The organism is Citrobacter sp. Igbk 14 (genome assembly GCF_028069825.1).
Taxonomy (GTDB): domain Bacteria; phylum Pseudomonadota; class Gammaproteobacteria; order Enterobacterales; family Enterobacteriaceae; genus Citrobacter.
This window is the reverse complement of sequence record NZ_JANEWM010000002.1, coordinates 87,768-112,048: the sequence shown is the minus strand read 5'-3', so window position 1 is coordinate 112,048 and position 24,281 is coordinate 87,768. Positions and strand designations below refer to the sequence as shown.

Genomic DNA, 24,281 nt, shown 5'->3' with positions numbered 1-24,281 from the left:
ATTGTCGCTCATAGTGACCTAACTGTTCAGTGTCAGAGAGTAACGCTGTAGACAAAGAATCTTCGCGATACATTATTTTCGTACCAACAACAGGTGCTTATGTTCCCCCAATGTAAATTTTCGCGCGCGTTTTTGCATCCGCGCTACTGGCTCACATGGTTCGGTGTCGGTGTGCTCTGGTTACTGGTGCAACTCCCTTATCCTGTTTTATGTTTTCTGGGCACCCGTACAGGTACGCTGGCGCGCCCATTTTTAAAGCGCCGGGAATCCATTGCCCATAAAAATCTCGAACTCTGTTTCCCGAATCTGTCACAAGAAGAAAGGAACAAACTGGTCGACGAGAACTTCCGCTCACTCGGCATGGCACTGCTTGAAACCGGAATGGCCTGGTTCTGGCCAGATCGCCGGGTGCGTAAATGGTTTGATGTTGAAGGCCTGGACAACCTGCAACGCGCTCAGGCGCATAACCGTGGCGTAATGGTAGTCGGCGTGCATTTTATGTCGCTGGAACTGGGGGGCCGTGTGATGGGGCTTTGCCAGCCAATGATGGCAACCTACCGCCCGCACAACAACAAATTAATGGAGTGGATACAAACCCGTGGCCGTATGCGCTCGAACAAAGCCATGATCGGCAGAAATAATCTGCGCGGCATTGTCGGCGCACTGAAAAAAGGGGAAGCCGTATGGTTTGCACCCGATCAGGATTATGGCCGTAAAGGCAGCTCATTTGCGCCATTCTTCGCCGTCAAAGATGTTGCGACAACCAACGGTACCTACGTGCTGTCACGCTTGTCAGGGGCGAAAATGCTGACCGTCACCATGGTGAGAAAATCTGATAACTCCGGCTACCGTCTGTTTATCACGCCAGAAATGGAAGGCTACCCGGAAGATGAAAACCAGGCCGCGGCCTATATGAACAAAATCATTGAGAAAGAGATCATGCGGGCACCCGAGCAGTATCTCTGGATCCATCGTCGTTTCAAAACCCGCCCGATGGGTGAAGCCTCGCTATATGTCTAAAAAGAAAGGCCGAATGGCCTTTCTTTATTTCTGCACTTGAATTACTTAACACCCCACTTGTTCTGTAATTCAGTCATTCGTTCGCTATATTCTCTGGCAAGGCAGGCGGGCTTATCCTGCTCTTTCCAGCATTCATTACGTCCTTTGATCCAGCCTCGTTGCTCTGCTTTTAGCGTCGGGTCATTTTTCGATTTAGTCAGCGCCTGCTTGTAGATCCCGTTCAATTTTAAATCCATTGCGGAAAGCGACGGGCTCTGACAGATAATCTCTTCCATGCTTCCCTTTTCCACTGCAGAACAGGAGAACGATGGACCAGCATGGGTCGATTTTTTCGCTGGGGAGAAATCAACATTATCTTCAGGCTGACAAATCCCATGCTTGCGGTTTGGGCCAGCCCAGGACACTTCCGGGTTTCCGTCATCTTTTCTGGAAATTGAGACGGTATTTTTACCGCTCTTCGCCTCCCAATAATTTTCATTAAAGGTCTTAATGGTCGCTTTTGTGCCATTAATCCATACATTGCCTTTACCATCACTATTCACGCCACCAATACTTGCGCAGCTGAAATTGAACGCTTGTGGTGCAGCTGCCATCGACGTTAATGGCGCAAGAACAAGTGCTAACATCATTAATCTGGTCATTTTTAACCTTTTCATTATCAAATTCCGCGAGAAAATTAACCGCATTAACCTCAAGGTGATATGAGAATTCTCTGAGTAACAACTACGTCGCTCAATAGCAATTTATTACCGTCAGAAATTAAACTGTCGCCGAATCACGACACTTGTAAGTTACTAAAATTAAATAAAAAAATGCCTCTTGTTTCACCTCATTTTTAGGCGTACATTAGCGCCGTCTGGAGCATTAAAGCTCAGAATTCTGAGGTGATGCAGCCAAGCAAACGCGGGGTATTCTCCCTTTCGTTTATGCTCGCATCAGCTCTCTGTCAGGTAAGCATATGTTCATTTAGGCGTACTCATCGTATGCGGAGAGATGAAAAGTGAAATATTTCTTTATGGGCATTTCTTTTATGGTCATCGTATGGGCCGGTACTTTTGCCCTGATGATCTAAATTGAAAGATGCAGCAAAAAAACAGGAGCCATTTGGCTCCTGTTTGCGTTGTAAGGTGAAAGTTTTGCTAGTCGGTACTTTCAGTGGCTGATTTCGGGCTGGCCGGGAGTAAACCATCTGCGCGGAACATGGCTTTGATTCCGCGGATTGCCTGGCGGGTACGGTCACGGTTCTCAATCAACGCAAAACGCACGTGTGTATCACCATAGTCCCCAAAGCCAATCCCCGGCGAAACACAAACCTTCGCCTCATTCAGCAATTTTTTGGCAAATTCAAGCGACCCCATTGCGGCGTACTGCTCCGGAATTTTCGCCCACACGTACATCGACGCTTTTGGCATTTCAACCATCCAGCCCGCTTCATGCAGCCCTTTGACCAGCACATCGCGACGACGCTTATATTGCTCAGCGATATCCCGTACACACTGCTGATCACCTTCCAGCGCGGCAATAGCGGCTACCTGCAGCGGTGTAAACGTTCCATAATCGTGATAGCTCTTAATGCGCGCCAGTGCGTTTACCAGCGTTTTATTGCCAACCATAAAACCAATGCGCCACCCCGCCATGTTATAGCTTTTCGACAAGGTGAAAAATTCAACGGCAACATCACGGGCCCCCGGAACCTGCATAATCGATGGCGCTTTCCAGCCATCGTAGACAATATCGGCATAGGCCAGGTCGTGAACCACCAGCACATCGTAGCGTTTAGCCAGCGCGACGACCTTTTCGAAAAACTCCAGCTCGACACACTGCGCCGTCGGGTTGGACGGGAAGCCTAAGATCATCATCTTCGGTTTCGGATAGCTTTCGCGAATCGCACGCTCCAGTTCATTAAAGAAGTCGACCCCTTCCACCAGCGGCACGGAACGCACCTGTGCTCCGGCGATAACGGCACCATAAATATGGATTGGGTAACTGGGATTCGGCACCAGGACGGTGTCGCCGTGATCCAATGTCGCCAACATCAGGTGAGCCAGCCCCTCTTTGGAGCCAATCGTTACAATCGCTTCGGATTCAGGATCGATCTCGACGTCATAGCGTTCCTGATACCAGCGAGAAATCGCCCGACGTAAACGAGGAATACCGCGCGACGTTGAATAACCGTGGGTATCCGGGCGCTGCGCCACGGTACACAGTTTTTCGACAATGTGAGGAGGCGTAGCACCGTCCGGATTCCCCATGCTGAAATCGATAATATCTTCGCCGCGCCGACGCGCAGCCATCTTCAGTTCAGCGGTAATGTTAAAAACGTAAGGGGGGAGACGATCAATACGCGTAAAACGACGTTCAGGGCGGGAGTCAGCCATAATATCCTCAGATGTACGTTAGCGCCCGGACCGTCCGAGCGACGCTGCCACGATGGTGGCACGTTTAGAAAATAGCCTGATTAATTTCCTTCTGTCGAGAGGTACAGCAAAATATTTTTTATCGGCATAAAAGAGGAACAGCGTTTCTAAAACGGGAAATGCATGAATATCTAACCCTCATGAAATCACCATTTTTTAACATTTTGTTGTTAAATACATTACGTTGAAGTTCACCTTCTCTGGAGGGATATTGTAAATACAACAATCATGCAACAATCCCCTTTTAATATTGTGGTTTTTCCTCATTAACCTGTGCTGACAGGGATGCTGGTCATCCAGCCTCAGGTTACCTATCATAGGGGTTTAACCCCTTCGCAAGAGTCACCTGTGCACGAAATATTCAATATGCTGCTGGCGGTCTTTGATCGGGCAGCGCTGATGCTGTTCTGTCTGTTTTTCCTGATTCGTATCCGCCTGTTCCGCGAACTGTTGCACAAGTCAGCCCACTCGGTGAAAGAACTGCTCGCCGTTACGGCCATTTTCTCCATGTTTGCCCTGTTCAGCACCTGGTCTGGTGTACCAGTAGAAGGCTCACTGGTGAACGTGCGTATTATTGCCGTGATGTCAGGCGGAATTCTGTTCGGCCCATGGGTCGGTATCATTACCGGACTCATCGCGGGTACACACCGTTATCTGATTGATATTGGAGGTGTTACCGCCCTTCCCTGTTTTATTACCAGCATCCTTGCTGGCTGTATTGCGGGTTGGATCAACCGAAAAATCCCTAAGGCACAACACTGGCGCGCCGGTATTTTAGGCGGGATGCTGTGCGAATCATTGACCATGATTCTGGTGGTCGCCTGGGCTCCCACAACCGAACTGGGGCTGGATATCGTCTCGAAAATCGGTATCCCAATGATCCTTGGCAGCGTCTGTATCGGCTTTATCGTCATGCTGGTACAAAGCGTGGAAGGAGAGAAAGAAGCCAGTGCGGCAAAACAGGCTAAACTGGCGCTGGATATCGCCAACAAAACCCTGCCGCTTTTTCGTCAGGTCAATAGCGAGTCGCTACGCCAGGTGTGCGAAATTATTCGCCATGATATTCATGCAGATGCCGTCGCGATCACCAATACCCAGCACGTTCTGGCCTATGTCGGCGTTGGCGAACTGAACTACCGCGATAACGATGATTTCGTTAGCCCGACCACCCAGCAGGCGATAAATTACGGAAAAATCATCATAAAGAACAATGATGAAGCACATCGCACGCCGGAAATACACTCCATGCTGGTAATACCGTTGTGGGAAAAAGGTGTGGTCACTGGCACGCTGAAAATCTACTACTGCCATGCCCACCAGATCACCTCTTCATTACAAGAAATGGCTATCGGTCTGTCACAAATTATCTCGACTCAGCTTGAGGTTTCCCGCGCCGAGCAGCTACGCGAAATGGCAAATAAGGCAGAGTTGCGGGCACTACAAAGTAAAATAAATCCCCATTTTCTGTTTAACGCGCTAAACGCGATCTCATCGTCAGTGCGACTGAACCCGGACACTGCACGCCAGCTCATTTTTAATTTATCACGCTATCTTCGCTATAATATTGAATTAAAAGATGATGAGCAGATCGACATCAAGAAAGAGCTGTATCAAATTAAGGATTACATTGCTATTGAACAGGCCCGTTTTGGCGATAAGTTGACGGTTATTTATGATATTGATGAAGAGGTCAGCTGTTTTATTCCCAGCCTGCTGATTCAGCCATTGGTTGAGAATGCCATCGTCCATGGGATCCAACCCTGCAAAGGGAAAGGTGTGGTCACGATCAGCGTGGCGGAATGTGGTAATCGGGTACGCATTGCCGTCAGAGATACTGGCCATGGTATCGATCCGAAAGTCATTGAACGCGTTGAGTCCAATGAAATGCCGGGCAATAAAATTGGCCTGTTGAATGTGCATCACCGCGTTAAGCTCCTGTACGGTGAAGGGCTACATATCCGTCGTCTTGAACCTGGCACAGAGATTGCGTTTTACGTGCCAAACCAGCACTCACCTGCAGCAGCCCCGGCCACATTATTGCTTTAACCAGGAGTAAAGTTGTGAAAGTCATCATTGTTGAAGATGAATTCCTGGCCCAACAGGAACTTAGCTGGCTGATAAAAGAGCACAGCCAGATGGAGATTGTCGGTACATTTGACGACGGTCTGGATGTGCTTAAATACCTGCAGCACAACCGCGTTGACGCTATTTTTCTGGATATAAATATTCCGTCACTGGATGGTGTGCTGCTGGCGCAAAACATCAGTCAGTTTGCGCATAAGCCCTTTATTGTGTTTATTACAGCCTGGAAAGAACACGCTGTTGAAGCCTTTGAACTGGAAGCGTTTGACTATATTCTGAAACCGTACCAGGAATCACGAATTGTCGGCATGTTGCAAAAACTGGAGGCAGCCTGGCAGCAGCAGCAAACAGGAGCCCCCCTTAGCAGCCCGGTGACGCGTGAAAACGATACGATCAACCTGATCAAAGACGAGCGGATTATCGTTACGCCAATCAACGATATTTACTACGCTGAAGCCCATGAAAAGATGACCTTCGTCTACACGCGGCGCGAATCGTATGTCATGCCGATGAACATCACCGAATTTTGCAGCAAACTGCCTGCCTCACATTTTTTCCGCTGCCACCGCTCATTCTGCGTAAACCTGAACAAAATCCGCGAGATCGAACCGTGGTTTAACAACACCTATATTTTGCGATTGAAAGATCTGGAATTTGAAATCCCGGTTAGCCGGAGCAAAGTAAAAGAATTCAGGCAATTAATGCATTTATAGTGCGATTAGTCATGACCATGCGGATCGTTGTAAAATGGCGATCTACTGCCGGTGCTATAAAACGTAATAAAGTGAGTTTTCAATGAAATACAGACATGCGCTATCCCAGTTATGTTTTCAGATGCTGGAACTGGGTGCAGATCGCCGTGCGGTGAAAAAAGCCCTCACCTCACGTAGAATGAAGGCTCGTCAGGCTATCGTACTGCTATGTAAGCAAGAGATGGTGCTACTGAGAGCCGGGAAACTGCCGATACAAAACGCAACAAGCACGACATCTCACTGACAATAACAGGTCGCGAGCTAACTAAACCATTAGCTCGCGGCCACTTAGTGTGCAGGACATGCTACAGGCTAAACCGAATTAGCTAAGAGCAACCTTAATACCGAGAGCAATCAGCAGACCGCCCAGCATTTTATCGATGATTTTCTGCGCCTTTGCCAGGCCAGCGCGAACTGGCGCACTTTGGATAAGGATCACGAGTACCGGCCACCAAATCACTGACACCATCAAAATAACGCCGGCATACCAGGCTTTTTCTGGAAAACCAGACTGGACGCTCAGCACCTGAGTGAAGATCGACAGGAAAAACAGCGTCGCTTTTGGATTGAGCAGGTTGCACAAATAACCCTGCAGAAATGCTTTACCTAACGTCACTTCCTGGCGCGCAACCTGGGTCATATCCATACTGTTGTGTCCGCGTGACAGCAGAGCTTGCAGCCCCACCCAAATCAGATACGCAGCCCCCGCATATTTCAGAATATCGAATAGCCAGGGTGTCGTGGTAATAACAACCGCCAGTCCAGCCACACAGTAGGACATATGGGTTGCCACACCACCGACGATGCCAAGAGCCGTCATCATGGCCTGAAGACGCTTGTAGCGCGCCGCATTTTTAATCACCATAAAGAAGTCCGGGCCGGGAGAAAGAATGCCCAATGTGGCAATCGAAGCAACAAAGGCCGTCGCACTAACAGAAGGAATAAACATATTTAAAAATTCGCCAGGCTGAAATGCATTACCAATAAATCAGGACGTTTATTCTAGCTCACCAGCCTCTTTAAGCTCCATCACTTTTACCGCTTACTAAATATACTAAAAAGAATTCCTCACGATAAATCGAGTCTTATTGCAGCAATCTGGCCTGGATAATGCAATACTATCCCGACGTATTACTCTAAATAAGATGTCCGTTCTCATAAAGTGAAAAGCATTAAATTTACGCTAACTTAATGATATTTCGACACGTTATCCACAAGAGTGATATTTATACTTTTTCTTATTATTGCGGCAACCTTTTGCGGTTGTGCCAGGATATTTAATGTCAACATAATGACATTTGTAATAATTGATAATACAAAAAATCGCCCACATCCTCAGGGTGTTTCAGTTTTAACCGTCAACGGAATTATTTTCGTTGTTGGCCGGATAAGCGCAAAGCGCTATCCGGCACGAGTCTTACAGAATATGCCCCAGCGTCTGGCGTAAATGCGCGCCGGAACCAAGCAGACCGGGATTCTCATGCACAATCAGATAGACCGGGATATCCTGCACATAGGCTTTAAAACGCCCTTTATCCTCAAAACCACCGCGAAAACCCGATGCTTTAAAGAATTCCAGGAAGCGCGGCACGATGCCACCGGCAATGTACACCCCGCCAAACGTCCCTAACGTTAATGCCAGATCGCCGCCAAACCGACCCATGATGACGCAAAACAGCGACAGGGCACGACGACAGTCAATACAGGAATCGGCCAGTGCGCGTTCCGTAATATCTTTCGGTTGCAGATTTTCCGGCAGACGTCCGTCGGATTTGACAATCGCGCGATACAGATTTACCAGCCCAGGACCGGACAGCACGCGCTCTGCCGAAACGTGACCAATCTCAGCCCTCAACACCTCCAGGATAATAGCTTCTTCCTCGCTGTTCGGCGCAAAATCTACATGCCCTCCCTCGCCTGGCAGGCTCACCCAGCGTTTATCCACATGTACCAGATGCGCTACGCCGAGACCGGTGCCTGCACCATAGACCGCAATAGGTTTGCCCTCGACAGGCTCAGCGCCGCCAAACTGGATCAAATGCTCTTTTTTCAGCATTGGGATTGCCATTGATACGGCAGTGAAATCATTGATGATTTCCAGATGGCTAAAGCCCAGATTCTTTTTCATCTCAGCAATAGAAAATGCCCAGGTATGGTTGGTCATAGCCACCCAGTCACCGGTTATTGGGCAGGCAATAGCGATACAGCCATCTTTGACGCTAACGCTATGCTCATCCAGGTACACGCGCACAACGGCTTCAAGGCTCGGGTAATCCAGCCCGGAATAGGTTTTCGCTTGCGAAATCTCGCCACTGGCAATATCGCACAGAGCAAGACGCGCGTTGGTGCCGCCAACATCACCCACTAAAGCATATTTTGTCATTCTTCCACGGCTCCGCTAAAGTCAGAATAAATCTTTGTCACACTGTAAATTCATGGGGGCATAACAACAACGCCCTGAAGGCTGATGCCCGTGGAATATCGATCCAGGTCACAGAATTACTTTATCGTTTCAGCACCATTTGCAGCGATGCCGTTGGGCAGGCTGTGCAAACTACGTCTATGACTCTGCATTAAGGAATAGAAAATGCTCCATCCGCGAGCCAGAACGATGCTCTTGCTATCAACGCCTGCGTTACTGATTGGGGTAGCGTCCAGCCTGGTGCTGATTGCTGTGATGAAAGTGGCCTCCGTTTTACAGCAATTTTTGTGGGAACGTCTGCCCATAAGCATCGGTATTGCCCAGGATTCTCCATTCTGGATTATTGCTATGCTCACGCTTACCGGGGTCATGGTCGGGCTCATCATCCGCTACAGTCATGGTCATGCTGGCCCTGACCCAGCCTGCGAACCCTTAATCGGTATGCCCGTCTCGACCTCTGCATTGCCAGGACTGCTGGCCGCTCTGATTATTGGCCTCGCGGGGGGCGTCAGTTTGGGTCCAGAGCACCCCATCATGACCGTTAACATTGCGCTGGCAGTGGCGATGGGTAGCCGCATGTTTCCGCGAATTGCGAAGCTGGACTGGACCATCCTCGCCTCTGCTGGCACCATCGGGGCGCTATTTGGTACCCCGGTTGCCGCTGCGCTGGTCTTTTCACAAACGCTGAACAGCTCCAACGATGTCCCCTTATGGGACCGTCTGTTCGCACCGTTAATGGCCGCCGCGGCAGGATCACTTACCACCAGCCTGTTCTTTCATCCCCACTTTTCGCTGCCTATCGCGCACTATACGCAGATGCATCTGGTCGATATCTTCAGTGGCGCGGTCGTTGCGGCCATTGCTATCGCGGCGGGGATGGTGGCCGTATGGTGTCTGCCTCGTTTGCACCATCTGATACATCGCCTCAAACACCCGGTGCTGATCCTCGGCGCGGGAGGCTTTATCCTCGGTATTTTGGGTGTTATCGGAGGACCACTGACTCTGTTTAAGGGCCTGGATGAGATGCAGCAAATGGCATTTAGCCAGACGCTGGGAGCCTCGGACTATTTCATGCTGGCGGTGATAAAGCTGGCGGCGCTGGTCGTGGCTGCAGCGAGTGGTTTTCGCGGTGGGCGGATTTTCCCCGCGGTATTCGTTGGCGTCGCGCTGGGGCTGATGCTGCACGCCCATGTCGAAGCCGTTCCTGCCGCGATTACGGTCTCCTGCGCCATTCTGGGATTGGTACTGGTCGTCACTCGTGATGCATGGCTGAGCCTGTTTATGGCGGCAGTGGTGGTGCCGGACACCACCCTACTACCGCTGTTGTGCATCGTCATGCTTCCGGCCTGGCTGCTATTAGCCGGAAAACCAATGATGATTGCTGACCGTCCCGATAAATAGCTACCCCCCGTTGCGGGATTCCAGCGCACGGGTCACCGTGCGCAAGAGTTCGGGAAGGTCAGCTTTCGGCAACACCACTTCTATCAACGAGAGGCGTTGCGGTTTTGCCAGACGAGCCAGAACCTCTTCCAGTTGGACAGCCTGCTTCACGCGCCAGCATTCCGCCTGACATTCACGACTTAGCGCCTGCGGCACCAGCGTCCAGCTCCATCCGGCGATATCATTGTATCGTTGGTTCGCACCATGAATGGCTCGTTCCACGGTATAACCGTCATTATTGAGCAGCAAAATAACAGGAGTTTGCCCATCCCTAAGCATGGTTCCCAACTCCTGAATGGTGAGCTGTGCCGCGCCATCGCCAATAATCAGGATCACCCTACGGTGCGGGAAGGCTGTTTGCGCCCCGAATGCAGCAGGCAAAGCGTAACCGATTGACCCCCACAACGGCTGGACCAGTACTTCCACCCCGGCAGGAAGTGACAGCGAAGCTGCGCCAAATGCTGCGGTCCCCTGATCGACAAGGATAATATCGTCGGGGGCCAGATACTGTTGCACCGTATGCCAGAAATTTCCCTGCGTCAGAGGGCCTTTCTCAACCTGCAGACGCCCGGCACAAGGACGTTCAGGCGGAAGCGAAAACGACATTTCCAGGCACAGTTCCCGTAGCGTAGTAACCGCCTGTTCCATCGGGATGTTAAACCAGCTTCCCCCAACCCGCGACGCATGGGGTTGAACCTCAATCGTTCGCTCAAGAGGTAAGTTTTGCGTAAACCCGGCGGTCAGGGTGTCAACAAACCGGGTGCCGACGCAAATAATCGTATCGGCATCTTCTATCGCCTGACGCACATAATCGCTGCTGGCCCCCGCGCTGTAGGTACCCACAAACGCCGGATGTCGCTCGTCAAACAATCCTTTGCCCATCAACAGCGTGGCATGAGCCATCGGCGTTTCCGTCATCCAGCGTTGTAAAACGGGCTGCAAGCCAAAGCGTAGCGCGAGAAAATCGGCTAATAGCGACACGCGCGAACTGTCCAGTAACTGCTCACGCGCATGATAGCGAAACGCAGCAGCTACACTACTTTCCGGCTCGCTCAAGGGAACAATAAGTATGTCACTCGGTGGTGTGGCGGGTTGTTTCGCAACATCAGCAGGTAGCATCAGGTAACCCGGTCGTCTTTCGGTTAACATCGCCTGCAACACGCGGTCAATTTCATAGCAGGCATTTTGTTCATCCAGCACTGCACTGGCTATCGTCACTGACTGTTGCATACGGTAGAAATGCTGAAAGTCACCGTCGCCGAGGGTGTGATGCATTAACTCGCCACGACGCTGAGCGCTGCGACATGGTGCCCCGACAATATGCAGGACAGGAACGTATTCCGCGTAACTTCCTGCAATGCCATTAATTGCGCTTAACTCGCCCACACCAAAAGTGGTAAGCAGCGCTCCCGCTCCGACTACCCTGGCATAGCCATCCGCGGCATACGCCGCATTCAATTCATTTGCACACCCGACCCAACGCACGCTTGAGTGGTCAATAACGTGGTCAAGAAACTGCAAATTGTAATCGCCCGGCACACCAAACAGATGGTCAATGCCACAGCCTGCCAGCCTGTCCAGCAGATAATCAGCAACGGAATACGGGGTTTGCATGACAGCTATCCTTCTGACGGTAACCTCATGTTGAGTATCGAAGAACTGTGATGACTGTCCAGGAATGTCGCTGCGAAGGAGGTGGAAAGCAGGGTGTACAGTTTTGACGATCAAAATGTCCTTGAAGAATCGATTGTGTAACCGTATACACTGAAAGGCACATATATTCTGGAAGGAGGCGACATGGCTTATCAGGCTAACGAAAATCGCTATCACACAATGGAATACCGCCGCTGCGGTCAGAGCGGCCTTAAACTGCCGATTATTTCCCTGGGTCTGTGGCACAATTTTGGTGACACCACTCAGGTCGAAAACAGCCGGGCCTTATTACAGCACGCCTTCGATCTGGGGATCAGCCATTTTGATCTGGCGAATAACTACGGCCCACCGCCGGGTTCGGCTGAACGAAACTTCGGTCGCATCCTGCAGGAAGATTTTTTATCGTACCGGGATGAACTGATAATCTCGACCAAAGCGGGCTATACCATGTGGGAAGGTCCCTACGGTGACTGGGGATCGCGCAAGTACCTGATTGCCAGCCTCGATCAAAGCCTGAAACGTATGGGGCTGGAGTATGTTGATATCTTCTATCATCACCGCCCCGATCCCCAAACACCGCTCAGAGAAACCATGAACGCGCTGCATCATATTGTGCGTCAGGGGAAAGCGTTGTACGTAGGACTCTCTAACTATCCGACGGATCTCGCCAGGCAGGCGATCGAAATACTCGATGATTTAGGGACACCGTGTCTCATCCACCAGCCGAAATATTCCATGTTTGAGCGCGGGGTTGAGGGGGGACTGCTGTCACTCTTGCAGGAAAAAGGCGTTGGCAGCATCGCCTTTTCCCCGCTGGCTGGCGGGCAATTAACTGACCGCTATCTGAACGGTATTCCGGCGGATTCCCGGGCAGCGAGCGCCAGTCGTTTTCTCAACCCAGACCAGATCACCCCACAAAAACTGGAAAAAGTCCGTGCCCTTAATGCGCTGGCCGGGCGCCGGGGACAAAAACTGTCCCAGATGGCGTTAGCCTGGGTTCTTCGCGATGATAAAGTGACGTCAGTACTGATTGGCGCCAGCAAACCTGCGCAAATTGAAGATGCCGTTGGCATGCTGGCAAACCGTCATTTCTCTGCCGAAGAGTGTGCGGAGATCGACGCCATCCTGGGTTGATGGAAATAAAGACACATTTATTAACAAAAAGTGCGCTCTCTGACGATTTAAGAGTTAAGGCGATGAAACGGGGCTTTACTGCCCCGTAATATTGCGTTAACAGGCCGGCTACGGCTCGATCGTGAAGGAGAGAAAGAATGTTCAGGTCACTGATTCTGGCGGCAGTCTTATTGGCTTTTGCACCGCTGGCCGCAAACGCTGGCGAAATTACCCTGCTGCCGTCGATTAAATTACAAATTGGCGATCGCGATAACTACGGCAACTACTGGGACGGTGGGCGCTGGCGTGACCGGGATTACTGGCACCATAATTATGAATGGCGCAAAAATCGTTGGTGGCGTCATGACAACGGCTATCATCGCGGCTGGGATAAGCGCAAAGCTTATGAGCGCGGCTATCGTGAAGGCTGGAACGATCGCGATGACCATCGCGGGCGTGGACGTGGCCACGGGCACCGCCATTAATGTAACAAATCCCCATCATGCGGGGAGTACTGTTCACACAAATCATCGAGTTAGCCAGGGCCTGTGTCTATACCCAGGCCCTTTTTGCATCACGCTTTGCCAATCGCCAGATGACGAGCAGTCACATCCGCTCTCCCCTGTTTTCCCGTAAATTTCCTGTTCATTTCACAAATTCGCAAAATCGGAAAAAAAAATTCCGATTTATCGTGTTTTTTTTGAACTTTGCGCGATAAATATTAACATTAATTTAATATTATAAAACCTGGGGTGAGCGCTAATGAAAAAACAAGAAAGACAAAAGGCCATTCGGGTTAAGTTAGTAACCGATAAAAAGGTTTATGTTAGCGAATTAGCAAAGGAATTATCTGTCACAACTCGCACGATCCGTAATGACTTAAATGAATTAAGTCAGAATAGTCTTTTCTCGTTATTTCATGGTGGTGCACAATTAAAAAGCGCATCTGATGAATCATTATTTGAACAGTCTTTCACCAACACCATATTGAATGGGTTCAAAAGCCACAAAGAAATTGTATCGGTTTCTACTCATGCCAAACAAAATAGCTATATAGATGATAGCATTTACATACTTGGTTCATTTAACATAGATATTGTTTCTGAAACGACGACATTTCCTCAGATTGGCCAGACCATCCGAGCCTCTGCAACCCGTTTTTATGCCGGAGGAAAAGGCACAAACCAGGCGGTTGCCGCGGCTAAAATCAATAACAATGTTCATCTTACCGTTAAGTTAGGAGCTGATGAGTTTTCCAAAAAAGCCAAAAGATATTTAACCAATACTGAAATTTCTTCTTTTTCTTTTTTTGAAAATGAAATGTCATCCACGGGCATTGCAATGGTATGGGTTTCAGGTGCCACGGGTGACAATATGATCAGTATCGATCTTGGGGCCAATGAAACATTTACCCAGGAAGATATTCTATTGGATATTGATACCATCCGTAATTGCAAAGTTTTTTTAACTCAGTTGGAGAATAATTTTCCAATCACGCGTTTCGCTATCATGCAGGCAAAACTCGGAAAATCGCTGGTTGTCCTGAACCCGGCGCCTTATGTTTCAGAGATCAAAGAAATATTGCATTTAATTGACATTATTACACCGAACAAAATTGAAGCTGAAGCGTTATCTGGTATCAACATTGTTGATATCTATTCGGCCAAAAATGCCGCCAGGAGCATTTATGTGCAAGGCGCAAAATGCGTCATTATCACGTTAGGTAGCGACGGTTGTCTGATCTTTGATGGCACAGTTTTCACGCATATTCCTGCCTATAAATCAGCCGTGGTCGATACCAGTGGAGCAGGCGATGCCTTTACCGGGGCACTGGCTGCATGCATTGCAAACGGTAAAGGACTCATCAATGCAGCGCAGTATGCTTCTGCGTTTGCCTCGTTGAAAGTTGAACGTAAAGGTGCATCAAATATGCCCAACAATTCACTCGTTTATCATCGTATGCAGTAGCTGTTTAGAGCATCATTCAGCCCCCTACACCTATAGGATAATTTCATGAAAAATAAAATGTTTTATCGTGTTATCGGTGCCACAGTCGGTTTAGCGCTTTCCGCCACTTTCACCGCCCCTGCTTTTGCCGCCGATACTCAGACGCATAAACCTAAAGTCGCGCTGGTGATGAAATCACTGGCAAATGAGTTTTTCCTGACCATGGAAACCGGAGCAAAAGAGTATCAGAAAAAAAATGCCGACAAGTTTGATTTGATTTCTAACGGCATCAAAAACGAAACAGATACGGCAAATCAAATCCAGATCGTTGAACAAATGATTGTCTCAAAAGCCGATGCGATTATCATTGCACCATCAGATTCGAAAGCCCTTGTACCAGTCATTAAGAAGGCAATTGATGCCGGTATTATTGTCATCAACATTGATAACAAATTTGATGACGGTGTACTTAAAGATAAAAACCTGAATATTCCTTTTGTTGGCCCGGATAACCAAAAAGGTGCAAAAGAAATTGGCGATTATTTAGCGAAGCATCTTAAGGCCGGCGATCAGGTTGGTATTATTGAGGGCATCCCTACCTCCAGCAACTCTCAGCAACGTACTCTGGGCTTCCAAAATGCAATGGCGCAGGGCGGTATGAAAGTCGTCTCTGTTCAATCTGGCCAGTGGGAAATTAACAACGCCAATGCGGTCGCTGCGGCAATGTTAAGTGAGTATCCTGATATCAAAGCACTGTTAGCCGATAACGATAATATGGCATTAGGTGCCGTTTCCGCCATCCGTTCTGCCGGGAAAAAAGGACAGGTTCTGGTTGTCGGCTATGACAATATCGAAGCGATTAAGCCTATGTTAAATGACGGTCGTGTTTTAGCAACCGCGGACCAATTTGCCTCTCAACAAGCTGTATTTGGTATTGATGCCGCCCTTGATGCCTTAAAAAATGGCAAAAAACAGAGTGAGCTCTCCAGCAACGTAGAAACACCAATAAAACTGATCGTCAAACAATAAGCGGATTACAGTGCGCCGCTGTGGTACTGCCATCAATTGAGTATCAGAGCGGCTTACCGGATAAGGCCAGAATATGAAAAGTGGGCAAGAAATCCTCACAATACAGGGGGTAGGTAAAACCTACAGTGAACCTGTTCTGGTGGATGTGACGCTAGCATTATATCCAGGAAAAGTACTGGCCCTGACGGGAGAAAACGGTGCCGGGAAAAGTACGTTATCAAAAATTATTGGCGGGTTAACCAACGCAACGACCGGGAAAATGGTTTATCAGGGGCAGCCTTACGCACCTGCGAGCCGAAAAGATGCAGAAAAGCTGGGTGTTCGCATGGTTATGCAAGAACTCAATTTACTGCCTACGTTGTCGGTTGCAGAAAATTTATTTCTCGAAAAACTTCCGCATCGATTCGGCTGGATCGATCGAAAAAAGCTAGCAGAAATGGCCCGTCCGGTAATGGCAATGGTTGGGCTGCAATCAGTCGATCCAAATACGCTGGTGGGCGAATTGGGTATTGGTCACCAACAGATGATCGAAATCGCCAGAAACCTGATTGGTGAAAGCCGGATACTTATTCTGGATGAACCGACGGCCATGCTTAGTAGTCGTGAGGTCGAACTGCTGTTTAAACAAATAGCGCTCTTCAAAGCCCGAGGCGTTTCAATAATTTATATTTCTCACCGACTGGATGAGCTTGCGATGATAGCCGATGACATCGCGGTGCTACGTGATGGCCATTTGGTTTGCGTGGACGATATTAAACGTTATACCCGCGATCAACTTGTTTCGTTGATGGTCGGCCGCGATTTAGAAAGTTCATTTGATTTAAGTGGACGCCAGGCAGGTCAGCCCATCCTGAAAGTGGAAAATTTTAAGCGTGGGAAAATCATTCGCGACACGTCGTTTACCTTGCACAGTGGCGAAGTGCTCGGCATTAGTGGCCTGGTCGGCTCTGGCAGGACAGAGCTGCTACGCGCTATTTTTGGCGCGGACAAAATAGACAGTGGCACATTACTGATTGGCACTCCACTAAAACCGGTGGTGATCCGTTCGCCTGCACAAGCTATCCGACACGGTATCGCCTTAGTCACTGAGGATCGTAAAGGTGAAGGGCTTCTGCTACCACAGTCGGTTGCCGCAAATATCTCGTTGGGTAACAGCGGCAAAATTAGCCATCTGTCGGTCGTCAACACATTGAGTGAAACCACATTAGCGAATAAGCACATCAAAAGTTTAGGCGTTCGTACAACGAACACCTCACAGGCTGTGGAAAGCCTGTCAGGTGGTAACCAGCAGAAAGTTCTCATTAGCCGCTGGCTGGAGCGAGACTGTGAAGTCGTCTTATTTGATGAGCCGACTCGCGGTATTGATGTAGGTGCCAAGCAAGATATTTATCAATTACTGAATACGTTAACGGCGAAGGGAAAAGGCGTTGTTGTCGTTTCCAGCGACCTGCGCGAACTGATGCTGGTTTGCGATCGTATTGCGGTCATTTCCGATGGCAAGTTAGTGAACACATTTACACGTGATAACTGGAGCCAGGATCGCATTTTAGCGGCTGCATTTTCGGCCTATCAGCATTCAGAAGAGACTGTCAGCGAGTAGCCGGGGATAAAAAATGAAAAACAATTTTGCGACAAAACAAGCGGCAGCAGAGAAACGAAATACACCGACGTCATGGAAAGGTCTAAGTAGCTATATCGGGTTGCTCGGAGCGTTAGCCGCAATGATCGTCCTATTTTCATGCCTCAGTTCTCATTTCTGGAGCATGAACACTTTCAGCACTATTGCGAATCAGATCCCCGATTTAATCGTCATGTCGGTGGGGATGACATTTATCTTAATCATTGCCGGCATCGACCTTTCCGTTGGATCGTTGCTGGCGCTTGCTGCTGCAGTCGTCAGCGTCACCTATTTAAATTTTCATTGGACGCCCTGGCTGGCCGCGCTTTCCGGCGTAGCACTCGCCACATTCGTTGGGGCGCTAACAGGCCTGATTACCGTTGCCTGGCGTATTCCGGCGTTTATCGTCTCACTGGGCGTTCTGGAAATGGCCCGCGGAGCAGCGTATCAGTTAACTGACTCGCGGACCGCGTATATCGGTTCTATTTATGATTATTTAGCCGACCCCATTCTCTTTGGCGTCTCCCCTTCTTTTATTATCGCGATCGTTGTCATTGTCGCTGGGCATCTGGTGCTGACGCGAACCGTATTTGGTCGCCATTTGATCGGTATTGGCACCAATGAAGAAGCCGTTCGATTGTCAGGTATAAATCCTGGTCCTTATAAGATCGCAGTCTTTGCTTTGATGGGGGGATTATCCGGCCTGGCGTCGCTGTTTCAGGTTGCCCGTCTTGAAGCCGCCGACCCCAATAGCGGCGTTGGCATGGAACTACAGGTGATTGCCGCCGTTGTGATTGGTGGCACGAGCCTGATGGGAGGACGTGGCTCTATTATTTGTACGTTTCTTGGCGCGCTGATTATTTCCGTTCTGGCAGCGGGACTGGCGCAAATTGGCGCAAGCGAGCCGACAAAACGTTTTATAACAGGAGCCGTGATAATCGTTGCAGTGGTACTTGATACATACCGTAGCCACTTAAATAAAAAATAATCATGAGGGTTACCCGGCTTGACCGGGTAACCACAGCAGATGAAAGCCCTGTTACAATCCGAGCACGGTTCCGACGAGCAGCCAAATATTCAGTGCCACGACCAGCACCACAATCACCCAGCCTACCTGTTTCACCCAACGACGATTAACTAAATCCCCCATCAGTTGGCTGTTGCTGGTAAAAATCAGTAGCGGTACCAGCGCCAGGGCGATACCAAAGCTGAGTAATACCTGACTCATCACCAGAATCCGGGTGGGATCAAGCCCCATTAGAATCACAATAAATGACGGCATCATGGTGACGCTACGACGCACCCAGAGCGGGATATGAAAGCGGATAAAACCTTGCATAACCACCTGCCCCGCCAGCGTGCCAACCACGGTAGAGGAAAGCCCTGCTGCCACCAGGCTTAAACCAAATACGGTAGCAGCAGCATGGCTCAGCAGCGGTTCAAGCGTCAGATAGGCCTGGTCCAGGTCTGCGATACCGGTATGCCCGCTAAAGTGAAACGCGGCTGCTGCGGTCGCCATCATCGCCAGATTCACAAATCCGGCAATCGTCATGGCGATAGCCACATCCCATTTCGTCGCTGCGTAACGCTGTTGGCGCGTACCACCGTGCAAATGCTGGGTTAAGGAGGAGTGCAGATAAATGACGTGCGGCATGATGGTAGCGCCAAGCACACCGGCCGCCAGGAACACCGCTTCAGAATTGGGCAGGCTTGGTATAACCATTCCTTTGCTAAGCTGCGCAAGGTTCGGTTGGGAAAAGATCAGCTCGACAATGTATGCCGCGGCCACGAATAGCAACAAACCGCCGATCACTTTTTCCAGGGGTTTCTGCCCGCGACGCTGCAGCATCAGAATTAAAAATGTCGCAATACCCGTGAGCACAGCCCCCTGCAGCAGCGAAACGCCAAGGATGAGTTTAAAGCCAATCGCAGCGCCAATAAATTCTGCAAGATCGGTCGCCATCGCAATAATTTCGGCCTGTACCCAGTAAAACCAAACCACAGGACGAGGATAGTGATCACGGATCTGTTCCGCCAGGTTTTTGCCGGTGGCAATGCCAAGCTTGGCCGACAACACTTGAATCAGCATTGCCATCAGGTTTGCCCAGACCACAACCCACAGCAGTTTGTAGCCAAAGCTAGCCCCTGCCTGGATATTCGTAGCAAAGTTACCGGGATCGATATATCCGATAGCCGCGATGAACGCAGGTCCCATTAATGCGAGCTTCAACTTGCGCGCTGCCCGTCCACTGCTACTCTCAACGCGATCGTTAGTCATTTTAGTGCCTCAGAAACATAGCCTTTGCTATGTTTTAAGCTACGCTTGTTGAGAATGATTATCAAATTCATTTTGATGGGTGAAGTTGATTTCTCTGATAGCGTTTGTCTATGGAATGGTAAGAAATTTGGAAATGCCGGTAAGATGTTTGATTATTGTTATGAGATTAGCACAGTGACATAACTTTTCACTTCCATACTAAACATAACGGAAGTGTATCACCGATCACTAATTTTGAATCTCGTCACAGGTCCTTATTATAGTGTGTGTTTGATCTCGTTTTCTTTACTGTTGTTACATAGAATGTGCACGAAAACTAAATCTGCCTCAAATTTGGAGCAAATATGGACCGCGTTCTTCACTTTGTCCTGGCCCTTGCCGTGGTTGCGGTACTCGCACTGCTGGTAAGCAGTGACCGTAAAAAAATCCGCATTCGTTATGTTATTCAATTGCTTGTTATCGAAGTGTTACTGGCATGGTTCTTCCTGAACTCTGATGTCGGCCTGGGCTTTGTAAGAGGCTTCTCCGAAATGTTTGAAAAACTGCTCGGATTCGCTAATGAAGGGACTAACTTTGTCTTCGGCAGCATGAACGATAAAGGCCTGGCATTCTTCTTCCTGAAAGTGCTTTGCCCAATCGTCTTCATTTCCGCCCTGATCGGTATTTTGCAGCATATCCGTGTTCTGCCGGTTATCATCCGCGCGATTGGTTTCCTGTTATCCAAAGTGAACGGTATGGGCAAACTGGAATCTTTCAACGCCGTTAGCTCCCTGATCCTGGGTCAGTCCGAGAACTTTATCGCCTATAAAGATATCCTCGGTAAAATGTCTCGCAACCGCATGTACACCATGGCAGCAACGGCGATGTCTACCGTTTCCATGTCTATCGTCGGCGCGTACATGACGATGCTGGAACCAAAATACGTTGTTGCTGCGCTGGTTCTGAACATGTTCAGCACCTTTATCGTTCTGTCACTGATCAACCCTTATACCGTTGATGCCAGCGAAGAAAATATTCAGATGTCCAATCTGCACGAAGGTCAGAGCTTCTTCGAAATGTTGGGTGAATACATTCTGGCAGGCTTCAAAGTTGCGATTATCGTTGCGGCAATGCTGATTGGTTTCATCGCGCTGATCGCTGCCCTGAACGCCCTGTTCGCTACCGTTACCGGTTGGTTTGGCTACAGCATCTCCTTCCAGGGCATCCTGGGTTACATCTTCTACCCGATTGCATGGGTGATGGGTGTGCCGTCCAGCGAAGCGCTGCAGGTAGGCAGTATCATGGCAACCAAACTGGTTTCCAACGAATTCGTCGCAATGATGGACCTGCAGAAAATCGCCTCTACGCTCTCTCCGCGCGCTGAAGGCATTATCTCTGTGTTCCTGGTTTCCTTCGCGAACTTCTCTTCTATCGGTATCATTGCTGGCGCAATTAAAGGCCTGAACGAAGAGCAAGGTAACGTGGTTTCCCGCTTTGGTCTGAAACTGGTATACGGTTCTACGCTGGTGAGCGTACTGTCTGCTTCCATTGCAGCACTGGTACTGTAAGCGTAAGACAATATCGTTGTAAAAATGCCGGGGATTTTCCTCGGCTTTTTTATGCCTGCTATTCAGCAAACCGAAGGGATATAGGGTAAGAACGGACAGGATACAGAAACGAAAAACCCCCGCTTTTCAGCGAGGGTTTCAATTTTGGTGGAGCTAAGCGGGATCGAACCGCTGACCTCTTGCATGCCATGCAAGCGCTCTCCCAGCTGAGCTATAGCCCCACGATGCCTTTACGTACCAAATTCATTGGGATTAAATTTGGTGGAGCTAAGCGGGATCGAACCGCTGACCTCTTGCATGCCATGCAAGCGCTCTCCCAGCTGAGCTATAGCCCCGTCACGTAAAGCTTGTCGAGTTGACGGGCGGCATCATATGAATTCCCTTCGCGTGTGTCAACGGCAAAATTAACTCATAGAATTCAATCGCTGAAAAAGCAGGCAAATGAAGAACATTGCGCAACAACTCGCATTCAGTAGTTAAACGCGTCACGGTTTCTACTAAAATGGTGCTATAAAATGAGCCACTAATTAACCCCACGACTATTCAGGGAATCGTTATGTTCAAGGAACGGATGACGCCAGAAGAACTTGCTAATCTGACCGGATACAGCCGACAGACCATCAATAAATGGGTGCGCAAGGAAGGTTGGGCTACCTCGCCCAAACCCGGCGTTCAGGGCGGTAAAGCCCGTCTGGTTCACGTTACCGAACAAGTTCGTGAATACATTCGCAGCGCTGAGCGTTCAGCGGAAGGCTTATCAGATAATTTATCTTTATCAGGTGACACCTCCATCGAAGCTCTACTGATAAGACTCGCCAAAGAAATGACGCCATCAGAACAGAAAATGTTTACGTCGCTGATCCTGCGTGAAGGCATTACGGGTTTGTTACAACGCTTAGGGATTCGCGACAACAAATAATATGAAAAAATTACGCAGTAAAATGACCACCGAAGAGCTGGCTGAATGTCTCGGTGTCGCCAAACAAACCGTCAATCGTTGGATCAGAGAGCAAAACTGGACAACCGAAAAATTTCCCGGTGTTAAAGGTGGTCGCGCAAGGCTTATTCATATTGATGCCGGCGTCCGAGAGTTTCTTCTCAACATTCCAGCTTTTCGCAAGGTACCGGAATTTTATCAGGCAGAAGAACCTATTGCCGAGTATACACACGTGGTTCGCAGTCACGCCTGCCGTCAGATAATCAGCGCACTGGATAACATGTCGCCAACGGAACAGGAAAAGCTGGCGATGTATATTTCGCGCGAAGGTATTCGCACTTTCCTGACCCGTCTGGGCATTGATGAGTCTGAATAAATACCAAAAAAAACGGCAGGCTATGCGCCTGCCGTTTTTTTATCTCTTAACCTGTCTTACTGCTGACTTTCACGCTCAGCAATAAACGCGAGCGCTTTGTTAATACGTTCAATGCTGCGAGATTTACCAATCGCATGCACCGTAACGTCTAACGCAGGAGACTGACCCGCACCGGTTACGGCTACGCGCAGCGGCATCCCGACTTTACCCATACCCACTTCCAGCTCGTCAGCGGTTGCCTGAATCGCGTGGTGCACGTTTTCCGCGGTCCATTCGCTGATAGCAGCCAGTTTATCGCGAACCACTTCCAGCGGCTGACGGGCAACCGGACGCAGGTGTTTCTTCGCTGCATCGGCATCGAACTCAGCAAAGTCTTCGTAGAAGTAGCGGCAGCTCTGCGCCATCTCTTTCAGCGTCTTACAGCGTTCACCCAGCAGTTTTACCAGCTCAGACAACTGCGGGCCAACGCGCGTATCGATATTTTCCTGCTCGATGTGCCACTGCAGATGTGTCGCCACATATTCTGGCGCCAGTGCATTGATGTAGTGGTGGTTCAGCCACTGCAGTTTTTCGGTGTTGAACGCGCTTGCAGACTTGCTCACCGCACCGAGAGAGAACAGTTTGATCATTTCTTCACGGGTGAAGATCTCCTGATCGCCGCTGGACCACCCCAGACGTACCAGATAGTTCAGCAACGCTTCTGGCAGGTAGCCGTCGTCGCGATACTGCATAACGCTGACCGCACCGTGACGTTTAGAGAGTTTTTTGCCGTCGTCGCCGTTGATCATCGATACGTGAGCATAAACCGGAACCGGTGCGTTCAACGCTTTGAGGATGTTGATCTGACGCGGGGTGTTGTTGATATGGTCTTCACCACGAATGACGTGGGTGATTTCCATATCCCAGTCATCAACTACAACGCAAAAGTTATAGGTCGGGGAACCATCAGTACGGCGGATGATCAGGTCGTCCAGCTCCTGGTTGCTGAATTCGATCGGCCCACGGATCTGGTCATCAAAAATAACGGACCCGTCCTGCGGGTTCGCAAAGCGTACGACGCAAGGTTCGTCATCCGCGTGGTGTTCATGGCTATGACGGCAGCGACCGTCGTAACGTGGTTTTTCACCTTTTGCCATCTGATCTTCACGCAGCTGTTCCAGACGTTCTTTGGAGCAATAGCATTTATATGCCGTACCTGCTTCCAGCATCTCATCAATGACAGCATTGTAACGATCAAAACGTTTAGTCTGGAAATACGGGCCTTCATCCCACTCCAGATTCAGCCAGTTCATGCCATCCATAATGGCTTCAATAGCTTCCGGAGTGGAGCGTTCGAGATCGGTGTCTTCAATACGCAGCACAAACTCACCGCCATGGTTACGTGCAAAAAGCCAGGAATAAAGAGCAGTACGCGCACCGCCGACGTGCAGGTAACCTGTCGGGCTTGGCGCGAAGCGAGTTTTGATTTTCATGAAATGGCCTTACGTTTATAAAGATGCCGACAACCGGCAAATCCTGGAAAGATTATCAGGCTGGTATTCTATCACTGTGGTCTGATTCCTCAATGTTGTTCAGGTTGGAACATCACGCTTTGCCATTTTCGTATACAAATCATGCGGCATGGATTGTTTTGCGATCGTTTTGCTTAAA

Annotated in this window: 23 protein-coding genes and 2 tRNA genes; 15 read left to right on the top strand and 10 right to left on the bottom strand. The window is 49.4% G+C overall.

What is annotated here, in order from left to right; genetic code table 11:
• The first annotated feature begins 99 nt into the window (after positions 1 to 99).
• Entirely contained in the window at positions 100 to 1,020 is a 921-nt protein-coding gene (gene lpxP / locus NNN64_RS01355; RefSeq protein WP_005129779.1) for a kdo(2)-lipid IV(A) palmitoleoyltransferase, read from the top strand.
• A 41-nt stretch (positions 1,021 to 1,061) separates the two neighbouring features.
• On the opposite strand, the gene NNN64_RS01350 is transcribed toward lpxP, so the two are convergent.
• Positions 1,062 to 1,676, bottom strand: coding sequence for a lysozyme inhibitor LprI family protein (locus NNN64_RS01350; protein ID WP_271440215.1), 615 nt, complete (start codon positions 1,674 to 1,676; stop codon positions 1,062 to 1,064).
• 344 nt (positions 1,677 to 2,020) lie between these two features.
• Between NNN64_RS01350 and ypdK the strand changes: the two genes are divergently transcribed.
• Positions 2,021 to 2,092 carry a membrane protein YpdK gene (gene ypdK, locus NNN64_RS01345; RefSeq protein ID WP_010723117.1) on the top strand — a complete coding sequence of 24 codons (72 nt, stop codon included), beginning with the start codon at positions 2,021 to 2,023 and terminating at the stop codon, positions 2,090 to 2,092.
• 67 nt (positions 2,093 to 2,159) lie between these two features.
• On the opposite strand, the gene alaC is transcribed toward ypdK, so the two are convergent.
• Positions 2,160 to 3,398, bottom strand: a complete 1,239-nt coding sequence (gene alaC, locus NNN64_RS01340; protein ID WP_137384255.1) for an alanine transaminase — start codon at positions 3,396 to 3,398, stop codon at positions 2,160 to 2,162.
• Positions 3,399 to 3,785: 387 nt separating this feature from the next.
• Between alaC and NNN64_RS01335 the strand changes: the two genes are divergently transcribed.
• The 3 genes from NNN64_RS01335 to NNN64_RS01325 all read left to right on the top strand — a co-directional run bounded on the left by NNN64_RS01335 (position 3,786) and on the right by NNN64_RS01325 (position 6,515).
• Positions 3,786 to 5,483, top strand: a complete 1,698-nt coding sequence (locus NNN64_RS01335) for a sensor histidine kinase (RefSeq protein ID WP_086523807.1) — start codon at positions 3,786 to 3,788, stop codon at positions 5,481 to 5,483.
• Positions 5,484 to 5,497: 14 nt separating this feature from the next.
• On the top strand, positions 5,498 to 6,232 hold the full coding sequence (gene ypdB, locus NNN64_RS01330; RefSeq protein ID WP_271440214.1) for a two-component system response regulator YpdB: 735 nt from the start codon (positions 5,498 to 5,500) through the stop codon (positions 6,230 to 6,232).
• Positions 6,233 to 6,314: 82 nt separating this feature from the next.
• On the top strand, positions 6,315 to 6,515 hold the full coding sequence (locus NNN64_RS01325) for a hypothetical protein (RefSeq protein WP_271440213.1): 201 nt from the start codon (positions 6,315 to 6,317) through the stop codon (positions 6,513 to 6,515).
• Positions 6,516 to 6,593: 78 nt separating this feature from the next.
• On the opposite strand, the gene NNN64_RS01320 is transcribed toward NNN64_RS01325, so the two are convergent.
• Entirely contained in the window at positions 6,594 to 7,220 is a 627-nt protein-coding gene (locus tag NNN64_RS01320; RefSeq protein ID WP_271440212.1) for a LysE family translocator, read from the bottom strand.
• 468 nt (positions 7,221 to 7,688) lie between these two features.
• Positions 7,689 to 8,654, bottom strand: a complete 966-nt coding sequence (gene glk / locus NNN64_RS01315; RefSeq protein ID WP_271440211.1) for a glucokinase — start codon at positions 8,652 to 8,654, stop codon at positions 7,689 to 7,691.
• Positions 8,655 to 8,858: 204 nt separating this feature from the next.
• Between glk and NNN64_RS01310 the strand changes: the two genes are divergently transcribed.
• Positions 8,859 to 10,094, top strand: a complete 1,236-nt coding sequence (locus tag NNN64_RS01310) for an ion channel protein (protein WP_271440210.1) — start codon at positions 8,859 to 8,861, stop codon at positions 10,092 to 10,094.
• Here NNN64_RS01310 and NNN64_RS01305 read toward each other — a convergent pair whose 3' ends face one another.
• On the bottom strand, positions 10,095 to 11,747 hold the full coding sequence (locus tag NNN64_RS01305; protein WP_271440209.1) for an alpha-keto acid decarboxylase family protein: 1,653 nt from the start codon (positions 11,745 to 11,747) through the stop codon (positions 10,095 to 10,097). It abuts the gene before it with no gap.
• Between the two features lie 183 nt (positions 11,748 to 11,930).
• On the opposite strand from NNN64_RS01305, the gene mgrA reads away from it, so the two are divergent.
• The 6 genes from mgrA to NNN64_RS01275 all read left to right on the top strand — a co-directional run bounded on the left by mgrA (position 11,931) and on the right by NNN64_RS01275 (position 18,481).
• A complete protein-coding gene (gene mgrA, locus NNN64_RS01300) occupies positions 11,931 to 12,920 on the top strand; it encodes an L-glyceraldehyde 3-phosphate reductase (protein WP_271440208.1) in 990 nt (329 codons plus the stop codon).
• 137 nt (positions 12,921 to 13,057) lie between these two features.
• Positions 13,058 to 13,384 (top strand): DUF2502 domain-containing protein YpeC, encoded by a 327-nt coding sequence (ypeC, locus tag NNN64_RS01295; protein ID WP_005122377.1) that lies wholly within the window; start codon positions 13,058 to 13,060, stop codon positions 13,382 to 13,384.
• A 277-nt stretch (positions 13,385 to 13,661) separates the two neighbouring features.
• On the top strand, positions 13,662 to 14,867 hold the full coding sequence (locus NNN64_RS01290; RefSeq protein WP_271440207.1) for a PfkB family carbohydrate kinase: 1,206 nt from the start codon (positions 13,662 to 13,664) through the stop codon (positions 14,865 to 14,867).
• 45 nt (positions 14,868 to 14,912) lie between these two features.
• Entirely contained in the window at positions 14,913 to 15,875 is a 963-nt protein-coding gene (locus NNN64_RS01285) for a sugar ABC transporter substrate-binding protein (RefSeq protein ID WP_137384263.1), read from the top strand.
• A gap of 73 nt (positions 15,876 to 15,948) precedes the next feature.
• Positions 15,949 to 17,475 (top strand): sugar ABC transporter ATP-binding protein, encoded by a 1,527-nt coding sequence (locus NNN64_RS01280; RefSeq protein WP_271440206.1) that lies wholly within the window; start codon positions 15,949 to 15,951, stop codon positions 17,473 to 17,475.
• A gap of 13 nt (positions 17,476 to 17,488) precedes the next feature.
• A complete protein-coding gene (locus NNN64_RS01275; protein ID WP_271440205.1) occupies positions 17,489 to 18,481 on the top strand; it encodes an ABC transporter permease in 993 nt (330 codons plus the stop codon).
• Positions 18,482 to 18,532: 51 nt separating this feature from the next.
• On the opposite strand, the gene NNN64_RS01270 is transcribed toward NNN64_RS01275, so the two are convergent.
• Together NNN64_RS01270 and NNN64_RS23265 are read right to left on the bottom strand one after the other, a co-directional pair.
• Positions 18,533 to 19,771, bottom strand: coding sequence for an Nramp family divalent metal transporter (locus NNN64_RS01270; protein WP_271440204.1), 1,239 nt, complete (start codon positions 19,769 to 19,771; stop codon positions 18,533 to 18,535).
• Entirely contained in the window at positions 19,768 to 19,842 is a 75-nt protein-coding gene (locus NNN64_RS23265; RefSeq protein ID WP_420808581.1) for a hypothetical protein, read from the bottom strand. Before NNN64_RS23265 ends, NNN64_RS01270 begins: the two co-directional genes overlap by 4 nt.
• A 273-nt stretch (positions 19,843 to 20,115) precedes the next feature.
• Here NNN64_RS23265 and nupC point away from each other — a divergent pair, with 273 nt between their 5' ends.
• Positions 20,116 to 21,318 (top strand): nucleoside permease NupC, encoded by a 1,203-nt coding sequence (gene nupC / locus NNN64_RS01265; RefSeq protein WP_048210997.1) that lies wholly within the window; start codon positions 20,116 to 20,118, stop codon positions 21,316 to 21,318.
• Positions 21,319 to 21,463: 145 nt separating this feature from the next.
• Here the strand turns inward: nupC and NNN64_RS01260 are convergent.
• Positions 21,464 to 21,539 (bottom strand) — tRNA-Ala (locus NNN64_RS01260).
• A 38-nt stretch (positions 21,540 to 21,577) separates the two neighbouring features.
• Positions 21,578 to 21,653: transfer RNA gene (locus NNN64_RS01255), tRNA-Ala, on the bottom strand.
• A 221-nt stretch (positions 21,654 to 21,874) separates the two neighbouring features.
• Between NNN64_RS01255 and NNN64_RS01250 the strand changes: the two genes are divergently transcribed.
• Positions 21,875 to 22,237 carry a YfeC-like transcriptional regulator gene (locus tag NNN64_RS01250; RefSeq protein ID WP_003028277.1) on the top strand — a complete coding sequence of 121 codons (363 nt, stop codon included), beginning with the start codon at positions 21,875 to 21,877 and terminating at the stop codon, positions 22,235 to 22,237.
• 1 nt (position 22,238) lies between these two features.
• Complete coding sequence (locus NNN64_RS01245) at positions 22,239 to 22,631, top strand: MerR family transcriptional regulator (protein ID WP_271440203.1); 393 nt, start codon at positions 22,239 to 22,241, stop codon at positions 22,629 to 22,631.
• 56 nt (positions 22,632 to 22,687) lie between these two features.
• Here the strand turns inward: NNN64_RS01245 and gltX are convergent, their stop codons facing one another.
• Positions 22,688 to 24,103, bottom strand: a complete 1,416-nt coding sequence (gene gltX / locus NNN64_RS01240) for a glutamate--tRNA ligase (RefSeq protein WP_271440202.1) — start codon at positions 24,101 to 24,103, stop codon at positions 22,688 to 22,690.
• Between the last annotated feature and the right edge of the window lie 178 nt (positions 24,104 to 24,281).